This is a genomic window from Alphaproteobacteria bacterium (assembly GCA_040216735.1).
In the GTDB taxonomy this organism is placed as follows: domain Bacteria; phylum Pseudomonadota; class Alphaproteobacteria; order SHVP01; family SHVP01; genus CALJDF01.
In genome coordinates, this window is the sequence record JAVJOO010000002.1 from 934,988 (window position 1) to 947,793 (window position 12,806).

The window sequence follows — 12,806 nt, forward strand, 5'->3', positions numbered from 1 at the left end:
GACAAGATCGTGGCGCTACAGCCTGTCCGCGGCACACGCGATATTTTAGCCGAAGATTCGGCCAAATTCAGAAGCGTTGTCGATACGTCGCGCGATCTCGCGGGCCGCTACGGTTACGACGAAATCGCCACGCCGATCTTCGAGTTTACCGGAGTCTTTGCCCGGACTCTCGGAGAGGCGACGGATGTCGTCACGAAGGAGATGTACACCTTCGCCGATCGAAACGGCGATAGTCTGACATTGCGGCCCGAAGGGACCGCCGGCGTCGCCCGGGCGGTCATTTCCAATGGACTGGCGCAGGATGCACCGTTGCGGTTCTACTACCAAGGCCCGATGTTCCGCCATGAGCGCCCGCAAAAAGGGCGTTACAGACAGTTGCACCAGGTCGGGGTCGAGCTGTTCGGTGTCGCTGGACCCTTAGGCGACGTCGAGGTCATTGCCCTCGGCGCGCACATCATCGATCAACTCGGTCTTCGCGAGAAGATCAGGTTAGAGGTGAATTCGTTGGGCGATCCGGAGAGTCGCGCGACGTATCGGGAGGCCCTGGTCTCCTATCTGAGCGGGCGCCGCGGCGATCTGTCGGAAGAAAGCCAAGTCAGGGTCGATCGCAATCCGCTGCGGGTCCTAGACTCAAAGAATGAGGGCGATAGGGCGATCGTTGCAGCGGGCCCGATGTATTCCGACTACCTGAATGCGGCATCGGCAGCGTTCTTCCATGAAGTTCGCGCGCGCCTCGACGATCTTGGCGTCGCTTATGTCGTAAACCCGACGCTCGTCCGAGGTTTCGACTACTACTGTCATACTGCCTTTGAGTTTATAACCGACGATCTCGGTGCCCAGGGTACCGTGATGGCGGGCGGACGCTATGACGGGCTGGTTGAAGCACTTGGTGGGTCTCACCTACCGGGCGTGGGCTGGGCCGCTGGAATCGAACGCCTGGCTCTCCTTAGGGATGGTAAGCCGGAAAAGGTACGGCCGATTGCCCTTGTTCCGGTGGGAAATGTCGCTTCCGATGTCGCTTTCCGGGTGGCGCACGAACTGCGGCGCGCCGGGTTCAGCGTGGACATGGGATATAGCGGCAACATAGGTCGCAGAATGAAACGAGCCGCCAAGGTCAACGCGTGCGTTGCTGTGTTGATTGGCGGCGATGAAATTGCCGCCGGTACGGTGACGGTTCGTGACATGGACAGCGGCGACCAAATAACGGCATCGCTCGATCAGGTCGCCAAGACTTTGGAGAAATACAAAGCGTGATCTCCGACGAACAGATCGACCACCTACTCAAGAGATACGCGGACCTGGAAGGCGCTCTGTCTGCCGGGCACAGCAAAGAGGGCGACTTCGTCCGATTGTCGCGCGAATACGCAGACATGGGGTCGACGATCGAGGTCGCGCGACAGTTGCGGGCCCTACGGGCTGAGGTTGTCGGCCTCGACGAGATGCTTGCAGACAAGGCGATCGACGCCGAGTTGCGGGAGATCGCCTCGGAAGAACGATATGAGAAGCGCGGCGCGTTGGAAGAAATCGAACAGCAACTCAAGGTTCTGCTTCTTCCCAAAGACGAAGCCGACGAACGCAATGCGATATTGGAGATCCGTGCAGGAACTGGCGGCGACGAAGCGGCAATATTTGCAGCCGACCTTATGCGCATGTACCAGCGGTACGCGGAGACGCGGAACTGGGGTTTCGAGATCATGTCCCTCTCGGAAAACGACGTTGGGGGATACAAAGAGGCGTCGGCGACGGTCACCGGTCGCGGCGTCTTCGAGCGCTTAAAGTTCGAATCCGGCGTGCACCGCGTCCAAAGAGTGCCGGTGACGGAGTCCAGCGGGCGCATCCATACCTCGACCGCAACGGTGGCGGTCCTCCCGGAAGCGGAAGAAGTCGATATCAAGATCGAGGAAAAGGATATCCGAGTCGATGTCTATCGGGCGTCCGGTCCTGGCGGGCAATCGGTCAACACAACCGATAGCGCAGTAAGAATCACGCACCTCGAAACTGGAATTGTCGTCACCCAACAGGATGAGAAATCCCAACACAAAAACCGCGCTAAAGCGATGAAGATACTAAGGGCGCGCCTTTACGAAGCCGAACGCATGGCTCGGGACTCGAAGCGTGCCGCGGATCGCCGCAACCAAATCGGTAGCGGCGACCGATCCGAACGGATTCGAACCTATAATTTTCCGCAGAATCGCATTACCGATCACCGGATCAATCTCACGCTGCACAAGCTCGATCGAATCATCCTTGGAGAAGGCGTCGACGAAATGATCGATGCGCTGGCAGCTGCGGACCAAGCGCAACGACTTGCCGATTTGGAAAGCGGAAATGCCGACCCCTAGGTCGGGGTCGTTTGACGATCTGCTGGCTTGGGGGAGCGGAATGCTCGCCAACGGCGGCATCGCCGATGCGCGCCGCGAGGCACGGCTGCTCCTGGGGCATATCGGCAAGCTAACGACCGAGGACATGCTGGCAGGTCGTGTCGCTGGGCTCGGCGACGACGTAACCCAGGCCTACGGCGCAAGTATCGAGCGTCGCGTTTCCGGTGAACCGGTTTCCCGGATTCGCGGGTTTCGGGAGTTTTGGAGTCTGAACTTCGAGATTTCGCCGGCCACCCTCGATCCGCGACCCGATAGCGAACATGTGGTCGAGGCGGTCGTGAAACGGCTTAGAGAACGGGCTATCGCGGCCCCCCGACTCCTGGATCTGGGAACTGGCACAGGCTGCCTTCTGATTTCCGCGGTATCGGAAATTTCCGGTGCGACAGGCGTTGGCGTAGATCTGAGCGCTGAAGCAATTCACACCGCCCGGCGGAATGCCGCAAGGTTGGGTATGGCGGATCGGACCCGATTTCTCGTGGGCAACTGGGCTGCGACTATCTCGGCGCAATTTGACGCGGTCATCGTTAACCCGCCCTACATTGTATCCCGGACGATCGATGAACTCGCAGTCGAAGTGCGCGATTTCGATCCGAAATTGGCGTTGGATGGGGGGTATGACGGTCTGGCGTGCTACCGCGATCTGGCGCCGCAACTTCGAAGGCTGGTCGGAGAGAGCGGCCTTGTTGCCATTGAAATAGGGATTGCCCAGTCCACATCGGTGACGTCGATACTGGCCGCAGAAGGGCTAGAGGTTGTCGAGGTTGTGCCGGATCTGGCCGGGATCCCCCGATGCATTATTGGCATGCCCGGCCCGGGTTGAAAAAAAGATGTTGGATTAGAGTCCCTGCCGGACTAGGTTCATTCTTGGATAACGAACGAAGCCGACACGATGGCGGGTCGACGTTATCCCAGCGCAAACCGACACAAGCAGATAATTGGCGGACAACCTAGGGTCCGCTTATGGCCGGGTCGCGCACAGGGAAACAACAACGAGAAAGTGCAGATGAGACAAGGATCCGGTTCGAGGCGTTCGCGCGGACGGCCAAATGGCAAACGTTCGTTTGGTCAAGGTCCCAATCGTAGTTTCGAAAGCAATGGGCCTGGCGTCAAACTGCGCGGCACCGCTGCCCAAGTGTTCGATAAATACCTCTCCCTAGCGCGCGACGCCTCGACTAGTGGCGACCGCGTTTCGGCAGAGAACTTCTATCAGCATGCCGAGCACTATTACCGCCTTCACAGCACGTTTAATGCTGAGCAGAAGCTCCGAACAGAGAGCGAGCAGGCGGACGACGAGGATCAGCGGTATCAACAGGAAGAAAACCGGGGCAATGGCGAGGCGCAAACATCGTCCGGCGCAACCGTTGAAAAGGCCGAGTCTTCTAACGCTTCGGAAGTGGAAACGGCGAGTTCATCCCCTGATTCAAGCGACCAGTCGGACGACGACGGGGAGGACTCTCCAAAAGCGCCCGCTAAACCGCGCCGTCGACGGCGGAGCAGCGCTGCGAAGAACGACGAAGCTGAAACTGCGGTCTAATCGTCGCGACCCCTTGTGTTGCTGAACGGCAACACTATCTACTAGGCGATATCCGCGCCCACCGGCCCGCCGGTTGGCTTCAACCTTCGCCCGGTAGGCCGCCAAAATGGAATTTGAGAACTTTACCGACCGCTCCAAAGGGTTCATTCAGTCCGCCCAAACTCTGGCATTACGCCGCAATCATCAGCGGTTCACGCCCGAGCATCTACTCTCAGTCCTGATTGACGACAAAGAGGGCCTTGCCGCCAACCTGATCTCGGCGGCGGGCGGACGCCCAAACGACATCAAAGCGGCGACGGATGCGGCTCTCGCGAAGCTACCCGCGGTAGAGGGCGGTGGAGCCGGCCAAGTTTACTTGGCGCCGGAAACCGCTCGGCTGTTTGAAGCAGCCGAGCAAATCGCCGAAAAAGCTGGCGATCGATTTGTTACCGCGGAGCGCCTGCTCCTCGCGCTGGCGATGGCCAGCGGCACGGTCGCCGCCAAAATCATCGACACTGCAGGCGTAACGGCTCAGGCGTTGAACAGTGCAATCAACGATATTCGGAAAGGCCGAACTGCCGACAGCGCAGGTGCCGAGTCGCAGTACGACGCACTCAAACGCTTCGCCAGCGATTTGACGGCCGCGGCGGCCGAGGGAAAACTCGACCCCGTAATTGGGCGAGACGAAGAAATTCGGCGCACCATCCAAGTGCTTTCTCGTCGCACCAAAAACAACCCCGTGCTCATCGGCGAACCCGGCGTCGGCAAGACCGCTATCGTTGAGGGCCTCGCGTTGCGGATCGTCAATGGCGACGTTCCGGAGTCCCTCAAGAACCGGCGCCTGATGGCGTTGGACCTCGGGGCAATGGTCGCGGGCGCCAAGTACCGCGGGGAATTTGAAGAGCGCCTCAAAGCCGTTCTGAACGAAGTGGCGACAGCCGCAGGCGAGGTGGTTCTCTTCATCGATGAGATGCACACGCTCGTCGGCGCGGGCGCGGCAGAAGGAGCGATGGACGCTTCGAACTTGTTGAAACCGGCTCTTGCCCGTGGCGACCTCCATTGCGTCGGTGCAACGACCCTCGATGAGTATCGCAAGCATGTCGAGAAGGACGCCGCGCTCGCACGACGCTTCCAGGCCGTATTTGTCAACGAGCCTACTGTCGAAGACACAATTTCGATCCTTCGTGGTCTCAAAGAGAAGTATGAACTTCACCACGGCGTCCGCATCACCGACACCGCGATTGTCGCTGCGGCGACTATGTCCAACCGGTATATCACTGATCGATTTTTACCGGACAAGGCAATCGACTTGATCGATGAGGCGGCCAGTCGCCTAAGGATGGAAGTCGATTCAAAACCGGAAGAACTCGACGAACTCGATCGACGTGTCATTCAGCTCAAAATCGAACGCGAAGCACTGAAGAAGGAAACTGATCAGGCATCGAAGGACCGCCTCGAAGTCCTGGAGCAGGATCTTGGCGAGTTGGAAGAAAAAGCCGATGCCCTCTCGGCCAAATGGAAGTCCGAAAAAGACCACCTTGCTGGGTCGCAAAAATTGAAAGAGGAGCTCGATACTGCTCGCAACGCGCTTGATATTGCGCAACGCGAAGGGGACTTGGCGAAGGCAGGCGAACTTACCTACGGGGTTATTCCTGAACTCGAGCGGCAACTCGGCGCATCCGAAGCCAGCCAGAGCGGCGCGATCCTAAACGAGGAAGTGAAGGAAGAGGATGTTGCGGCGGTGGTGTCCCGTTGGACCGGCATACCGGTCGACAAAATGCTGGCGGGCGAACGCGAGAAACTTCTGGCGATGGAGAAAGTTCTGCAGGCCCGGGTGGTCGGTCAGGACCGCGCCATCGACGTTGTTTCGAACGCCGTGCGGCGCGCGCGCGCCGGGTTGCAAGATCCGCACCGTCCCATCGGCTCGTTTCTATTTCTTGGTCCTACCGGTGTGGGCAAGACCGAATTGACGAAGTCCCTTGCAGCTTTTCTTTTCGACGACGAGGCGGCAATGGTTCGCCTCGACATGTCGGAATACATGGAGAAGCACTCAGTCGCCCGTTTGATCGGCGCTCCGCCCGGCTATGTTGGATATGAGGAGGGCGGTGCCCTTACCGAAGCGGTACGGCGGCGGCCTTATCAGGTGATCCTATTTGACGAAATCGAAAAGGCGCACGGCGACGTATTTAACGTCCTGCTCCAGGTTCTGGACGATGGTCGCTTGACCGACGGTCAAGGGCGCACCGTCGATTTTTCCAATACCTTGATTATTTTGACTTCAAACCTCGGGTCGGAGTTCTTGGCAGCGCTTCCCGACGGTGCGGACACTGCGGAAGCGGAATCCGACGTGATGGATGTCGTTCGCGGTGCCTTCCGACCGGAGTTCTTGAACCGGTTGGACGATGTGATCCTGTTCAGCCGCTTGAGCCGCTCGAACATGGATACGATTGTCGACATTCAGGTGCGACGCCTTAAGGCGCTTCTGGTCGACCGCAAAATTAGCTTGCAGCTCGACGACTCGGCGCGCGCGTGGTTGGCAGATGCCGGTTATGATCCGGTGTACGGCGCACGACCGTTACGCCGTGTGATCCAACGCAGCGTTCAGAACGAACTAGCAAACTTGATCTTGGCGGGCTCGGTAGGTGAGGGAGACATCGTGCAGGTCGCGGCGGAGGACGCGCAACTCGTTCTGCGCCCAAGAAAGGCATGCGACTAGTTTTTTGCGGCCGTCTGTAGTGGGCGGACGAGGGTGGCGAACCTTTCTTCAAGCTCAGCGCGTTGCGTTTGAAAAGTACGGAGCGCGGTTCCCGCGAGTTGCTGACCCGTCGGCAGTTTTAGGCTCAAGGGATTGATCTGCTTGTCGCCCTGATGGATTTCATAGTGCAGATGCGGCCCGGTAGACATCCCGGTTGAGCCGACATAGGCGATGACCTGACCTTGTTTAACACGTGAGCCGACTCGAACGCCCTTTGAGAAGCTCTTCAGGTGGGCATAGGCCGACTTGTAAGAAGCATTGTGGCGGATCTTGAGGTATCGACCGTAGCCACCGTTGGTCCCGGCAAACTCGATGACTCCGTCGCCCGCCGCCATAACAGGCGTACCCGACGGCGCGGCAAAATCGACGCCACGATGCATTCGCGTATATCCCAAAACCGGATGTCGGCGCTTCCCATATCCGGAGCTGAGACGCGCGCCGTCAATAGGCGTCCGTAGAAGTGCCTTACGGACGCTCTCTCCTTTTTCGTTGAAATAATCCGAGGCGCCGTCGGCGAGTTCGTGCCGGATGAGCCGCAATTCGGTGCCGCTGAGCGTCAACGCTGCCATGAGGACGTTCCCGGTCCGAATGACGTTGCCGTCGGGATCGGCCAGTGTCTCGTACATGATCTCAAAGCGGTCGTTCCGTTGGATATCGCGCTGGAAGTCGACATCCCAACTGTAGACGCGAATAAGTTCCATGATCAGCCGGTCGGGTACGGCCGCCGCGCTCATGGACTGGAACAGGCTGTCCTGGATCGTCCCTTTCGCGCCGACGACATTGAGCGAAAGCGGTTTTTCGATTGCTTCGGAAAAGAACTGTGCGTCGTCTAGACGGTGTGCGCTGACCGTCTTGACTGGGCTTAGCGGGATGGCAACCGACAACAGTTGTTGTTCGGCGGCGTGGTCGATTTCAATCCGAATGCGTTGGCCGGCGCGAAGCGCGCGCGGGTCGAAGACCTCTTCCAGGGCTACGATCGCTTGGTGCGCTTCAGTTGCGGAAACGCCTGCGCGCAGCAATGTTTCCATCAAGTTCGATCCGTTCTTTACGGTTTCGTTCTGCTGCGCGACGATCGAATGACGGTTTTTTTGAAGGGAAATTTCGGAGAGGAGTGCCGCGGTTTCCACCGGTAGCGCAGTGAGGACGAGATCCGCCGTTGTGTCGTAGCGCGTTTGGTTCCGCGCTGCGAGGACGCCGGGCTCCAGCAGCGGTAGTGCCACTGCTGCAAAGACCGCGCCTACAAGGACGCCCCACGTGAACATGCGGTGGCTGGCGCCAACCCGGGTAGCGTCAGGGCGCGACCTGCGGCGAATTCGTTGGATGATGTCGATCATCGTGCCCTTAAACGCAATTGCGGTGGCCAAGATGCGAATCGGCAGCGTCGTTGTCAACAAAAAATCTTATAAAACAAAGGGCTCTGCCCGTATCTTAATAACTTAGTCAGGGTGTTGCGTTCCCAATCGGCGAAGGATCAAGGCGAGAGAAATCGCTCGAAGGACTGGGTTTGGTAGGTCCAGAACCGGATGTGCGCGGACCAGTGGTCGGGCGGCAGACCGGCTTTGTGGCGGAGGTGCTGCAGAAAGGTCAAGCGGTCGGGTAACTGCTCCCAGACCTGGGGGAGGAACGTGGCGCGATGATCGCCTTCACGCAAGATTAGGCCATCGATCCCTGGCCGAAGGGACTCTAGGAGTTGATCCTGCGTGCGCACTCGAAGCGGCACCGGTTCGCTCAGAACGGAGACGTCAATTGTGGTGAGGCGCTCGATGTCTTGGTCGTTGAGGGGCGAGAAACGCGGGTCGCGAAAGCCTGCCGCAAAGGCATTCTCTGCAACGTCGACGACAAGGGGCCGGTGAGCGGCAAGGGAGCCGATACATCCGCGCAGCCGGCCGCCTTGTTTTAGGGTAACAAAGGATGCGCCGGGACGCGCTAGATGTTGGTCGTATCCGCCCGGGTTAAGGTTCATGACTTTTCCGGTCGCAAGGCCGCGGCGAACAGCGCGGTCGGCAATATGCAGCAGGACCTCCCCTCCGGTCGATCCAAGGTCGCTTTCGTCCGTCCGGTAAAAACCCATCGCGGCGTATCCCACGACCCGGTCTTTCGAGCCCGCGGTGTCGCCCGAGTTTCGCCGATCAAGTAACGTACCTTTCAGTCCCGTTTCCCGTGCAACGCCAAGCAATCCTTTGATGGGCAGACGCCCGCAAGCGCCGGCGTCGGCGATGCCGGCCTCATCTAGTTGAAGAATCGCGTCGACGGTGCGGGAATCGAGACGTTCTGCGCTTAGATAGTCGAGGTAGTGGCTCAGGTCCGAACTTATGACCACGAGTGTACCGGGCGTCGACGTTGCGACTGAGATGATCTCCGCAATGCGGGACGGCGCTACCGATCCAACGACCAACGGAATCAATTGGAACGCGCCTAACGTGCGTTGCAGAAACGGCAGTTGGACCTCAAGACTATGTTCATGTTCGTGCGCATCGTCGCGGATCGATACGTCGCTCAAGCTGCGCAGCGCCGAAATCGCTTCGGTATCGACTGGAATATCGCCTAGTGGCGTGCGGAAGGTTGTGGCGCTCGATGCCGCCACGCCCTTGAAGGCCACGCGGTGCGCAGGCCCGAGCAAGAGGACGCGGTGAAATTGCCGCCGATATCGTCTCAGTATCCGGTAGGCCGCGCCGGCGACGATCCCCGAGTAGACGTAACCGGCGTGGGGCACGATGAGGGCGTAGGGCGGCCGCCGCAAGGGGCTTGGTGCAGGCTTGGCATCGGCCAAGAAGGTGTCGACGGTTTGGGCCAGTTCACCAGGGTCGTTCGGGTAAAACGAACCCGCAACCGCAGGGCGGCGTATGGCATGAGAGGGCGTCTCGCGCATTTCCACATGATCCTACTAAGATAGAGGCTTGGCGGTACCGAGAAATTAATCGATGACAGAGCGTGTCCCCGACGCAGTCTTTGAGGCGGCGTCAACCAAGCCCGGCCAGTATTGGCACCGTCTCGACGACGGTCGGGTCCAGTGCGATCTATGTCCTCGATTCTGCCGCCTCCACACTGGCCAACGCGGTCTTTGCTTCGTCCGTGCCGCCGGTCCGGACGGGATGGTTCTGACCAGTTACGGCCGGTCCAGTGGGTTTTGCGTAGATCCGATCGAGAAGAAGCCGCTGAATCACTTTCTCCCCGGCAGTTCGGTCCTGTCGTTCGGAACGGCCGGGTGCAACCTCACCTGCAAGTTCTGTCAGAACTGGGACATGAGCAAATCGCGCCAGATGGATACGCTGGCGGACGCCGCCTCGCCGGAAACCCTTGTCAGGGCCGCTGCCGAGCTAGGCTGTCGCTCCATCGCTTTCACCTACAACGATCCTGTCATCTTCTTCGAGTACGCTGTCGATGTCGCGGTTGCCTGCCGTGAAGCTGGGATAAAGCGAGTGGCGGTCTCTGCGGGCTATGTTACGCCGGAGCCGCGAGCCGCGTTCTTTGCCGAGATCGACGCGGTCAACATCGATCTCAAGGCGTTTAGCGAGGACTTCTATCGAACGATCTGCGGCGGCCACTTGCAACCGGTCCTCGACACCCTCGAATACCTCGTCCACCAAACCAGCGTCTGGACCGAAATCACGACGCTTTTGATCCCGGGCGAGAACGATTCGGACGCCGAACTGAACCGAATGTGCGCATGGATTGCCGACAAACTTCGCGTCGACGTGCCTCTGCATTTTTCGGCGTTCCACCCGGACTGGAAAATGCGAGACCATCCGCACACACCGCACGCCACTCTATTGCGGGCCAGAGCGATCGCTCGACAACATGGCATACGGTACGTCTATGTTGGCAACGTCCACGACATCGAGGGATCGAGTACCTATTGCCATGGATGCGGCGCCCGCCTTATCGAGCGAGATTGGTATCGGCTCGGTACGTGGGCGCTTGAGGCCGACGGGCGCTGTCGGCGTTGCGGGGAGCAGATGGCTGGTGTCATCGATGGACCGCCTGGGACGTGGGGTCGGCGGCGGTTGCCGGTGCGCTTGGCCGACTACGAGCGGGGCGGTCGAAAGCACAATCAACCGGTGGCCCGGACAGCCGGTGTCCGGCGGAGACCGATCCGGCGCGACCCCTAGCTGTCGGTGCGCGCGGCGCGCAGCGCCTCTTGGCGCTCCCGATAGGCGGCTTTGACGGCTTCCCGCCTACTTTCGGCGACTTGAACCCGCTCCGTCCGCCACAGCGCTTTGACCCGGTGGATGTAGCCTTCGGCCCGTGCTGGCGTTGCCGAGTGATAGCGGCCGATGGCGCGGTCCCAGGACTTAGTCGACCGGAATAGCCCTTTGAGGAACACAGCGGCATATTCGGTGTTTGCTGCCGGATCGAAAGCCGCCTCTAGGTTGGAAAAGGCATCCGGATGGTAGTGAAGATTGACCTGCATGCAGCCGACATCGATGTTGCTCACCCCTTCGGCCTGAAGGCGTTGGACTGCGGCAATCGCACTGGCCTTGTCGGAGAAATAGGCTGAATCGGCCCCCGAGGTGACTGTCCAGGGCCAAGGATAGCTCTTGCGCTTTGCGGGATGCCAACGGCCGCTCTCGGCGAGCGAAATAGCTGAAAGGACGAGTTTAGGCAGTTGATGCCGCTGCTCGGCATCGCGCGCCTGGGCTCGGCAAGTCTGGCCTACCGACGTCGGGAAATCGGCCTCGCCTGCGCGGGCCTGTGTGGTTAGTGCTAACAGCAGAAGAGCCGCACCAACGAGGCTCGCAGTGGCGGTAAATTTCGGCATCATCGGATTCTCCGCTAGGCGTCTCCCCTACGTGTGCGAAGACCGTGCCAAAAGTGCCTGTGGTAAAATAGTCACAAGTGTCACAAATGTGCGGCAGTCCAAAATTATTCGTTTGGTCGGATTTATCAACAGCCACTATATGTAGTGTGCGGCATCGTAGTCTCATGCCTCGATGCCGAATACCCTTTCTGGGTATTTCCTCCCTAAACTCGGGCCCTCCTGCACTGTAGGTGGGCCCCTTTTTCGTCAGGTGTGTCCCTATTGGGCGGCGTCTGCGAAAGCGGATGGCGGGGGACGCAAGGTCCGCGCGTCGAGTTCGCCCAATGCGGCGATTAGGGTGCCCAGATCGGCGGTCAGGGACGCGATCCCAGGCATTCGTGCAATGGTGTTCTCGTCCATATAGAGACCCCGATTGATCTCGATTTGCAGCGCATGGATTCCGCTGCCGGGACGACCGTAGTTTTGGGTGACGAACCCTCCGGCATAAGGGTCGTTACGTGCCACGGTATAGCCCATTTCGACGAAATGTTTCTCGAAGAGGTCGACGACAGCTGGATCGCAACTCGTCCCGAATCGATCCCCCAGGACGATGTCGCTGCGCGGGCGCCCCAGGTCGCCCTCGATCGTCGTGCCCGTGGACGGCATCGAGTGACAATCGACCAAGACAGCCGCACCGAATTTTGCCCGGGTCGCGACCAACAACTGTTTGATCATCGCGTGGTAAGGAAAGTACAGACGGTCGATGCGCTGTTCGACTTCCGCAAATCGGAGTTTTTTCCGGTAGATCTCCGCGCCGTTGCTAACCACTTTGGCGATCGTTCCCAACCCGACCGACACCCGTGCCGAACGGACGTTGGCGAAACTGGGTAGCGGGTCGGAAAACATCTTGGGGTCGAGTTCGTAGGGCTCCCGGTTGGGGTCGAGATAGGCACGCGGGAAAACGGCGCGGATAAGCGGGCTACCCAGGTTCGGGGCGCTGGAAAAGAGCTCGTGCACGAAACAATCTTCCGAACGGCGGATCGCGGTGGCGTCAAGGCGGGATTGGGCCAGAAATGCGCTCGAATACGCGTCGCCCGAGTGTGGGGATGCAAACACGAAGGGAAGCGCTTGCGCGCGCGGCCGGATCAGTTCGTAGGCCTCGTTTCGGACGACATCGGTCGGGTGTTCCATGCGCCGAGACTAGCCTCTTTGCCGGCTTGGGGGCAGGGCAATAGCGGCTAATACGACGACGGGACTTGAAACCACCGGATAAATGCCGCTAAGAGTGGCGCCGCGCGGGCGCGTAGCTCAGTGGGAGAGCACTACGTTGACATCGTAGGGGTCGCTGGTTCAATCCCAGCCGCGCCCACCACGCATCGTCGATTTCGGGAAGATTGGATCGGCCGCCGAACTCGGCGA

At 59.6% G+C, this 12,806-nt stretch carries 10 protein-coding genes and 1 tRNA gene; 7 read left to right on the forward strand and 4 right to left on the reverse strand.

Annotation, left to right across the window (positions count from 1 at the left end):
- Positions 1-6 precede the first annotated feature (6 nt).
- From hisS to clpB, 5 genes are all read left to right on the forward strand, one after another.
- Entirely contained in the window at positions 7-1,254 is a 1,248-nt protein-coding gene (gene hisS / locus RID42_05750) for a histidine--tRNA ligase (GenBank protein MEQ8247168.1), read from the forward strand.
- Positions 1,251-2,342: a peptide chain release factor 1 gene (gene prfA / locus RID42_05755; protein ID MEQ8247169.1), complete on the forward strand. Its 1,092-nt coding sequence runs from the start codon at positions 1,251-1,253 to the stop codon at positions 2,340-2,342. Before hisS ends, prfA begins: the two co-directional genes overlap by 4 nt.
- A complete protein-coding gene (prmC, locus tag RID42_05760) occupies positions 2,329-3,201 on the forward strand; it encodes a peptide chain release factor N(5)-glutamine methyltransferase (GenBank protein ID MEQ8247170.1) in 873 nt (290 codons plus the stop codon). Before prfA ends, prmC begins: the two co-directional genes overlap by 14 nt.
- 183 nt (positions 3,202-3,384) lie before the next feature.
- Complete coding sequence (locus RID42_05765; GenBank protein MEQ8247171.1) at positions 3,385-3,915, forward strand: DUF4167 domain-containing protein; 531 nt, start codon at positions 3,385-3,387, stop codon at positions 3,913-3,915.
- Positions 3,916-4,021: 106 nt separating this feature from the next.
- Complete coding sequence (gene clpB, locus RID42_05770; GenBank protein ID MEQ8247172.1) at positions 4,022-6,610, forward strand: ATP-dependent chaperone ClpB; 2,589 nt, start codon at positions 4,022-4,024, stop codon at positions 6,608-6,610.
- Here the strand turns inward: clpB and RID42_05775 are convergent.
- Positions 6,607-8,040: a M23 family metallopeptidase gene (locus tag RID42_05775; GenBank protein ID MEQ8247173.1), complete on the reverse strand. Its 1,434-nt coding sequence runs from the start codon at positions 8,038-8,040 to the stop codon at positions 6,607-6,609. The genes clpB and RID42_05775 overlap by 4 nt on opposite strands.
- Before the next feature lie 80 nt (positions 8,041-8,120).
- Entirely contained in the window at positions 8,121-9,518 is a 1,398-nt protein-coding gene (gene amrB / locus RID42_05780; protein MEQ8247174.1) for an AmmeMemoRadiSam system protein B, read from the reverse strand.
- A gap of 52 nt (positions 9,519-9,570) precedes the next feature.
- Here amrB and amrS point away from each other — a divergent pair, with 52 nt between their 5' ends.
- Positions 9,571-10,758 carry an AmmeMemoRadiSam system radical SAM enzyme gene (amrS, locus tag RID42_05785; protein ID MEQ8247175.1) on the forward strand — a complete coding sequence of 396 codons (1,188 nt, stop codon included), beginning with the start codon at positions 9,571-9,573 and terminating at the stop codon, positions 10,756-10,758.
- Here amrS and RID42_05790 read toward each other — a convergent pair.
- Together RID42_05790 and RID42_05795 are read right to left on the reverse strand one after the other, a co-directional pair.
- Positions 10,755-11,411, reverse strand: coding sequence for a transglycosylase SLT domain-containing protein (locus RID42_05790; protein MEQ8247176.1), 657 nt, complete (start codon positions 11,409-11,411; stop codon positions 10,755-10,757). The genes amrS and RID42_05790 overlap by 4 nt on opposite strands.
- Positions 11,412-11,666: 255 nt before the next feature.
- Complete coding sequence (locus RID42_05795; protein ID MEQ8247177.1) at positions 11,667-12,578, reverse strand: N-formylglutamate amidohydrolase; 912 nt, start codon at positions 12,576-12,578, stop codon at positions 11,667-11,669.
- A 106-nt stretch (positions 12,579-12,684) separates the two neighbouring features.
- Between RID42_05795 and RID42_05800 the strand changes: the two genes are divergently transcribed.
- Positions 12,685-12,759, forward strand: a tRNA-Val gene (locus RID42_05800).
- Positions 12,760-12,806: the final 47 nt, after the last annotated feature.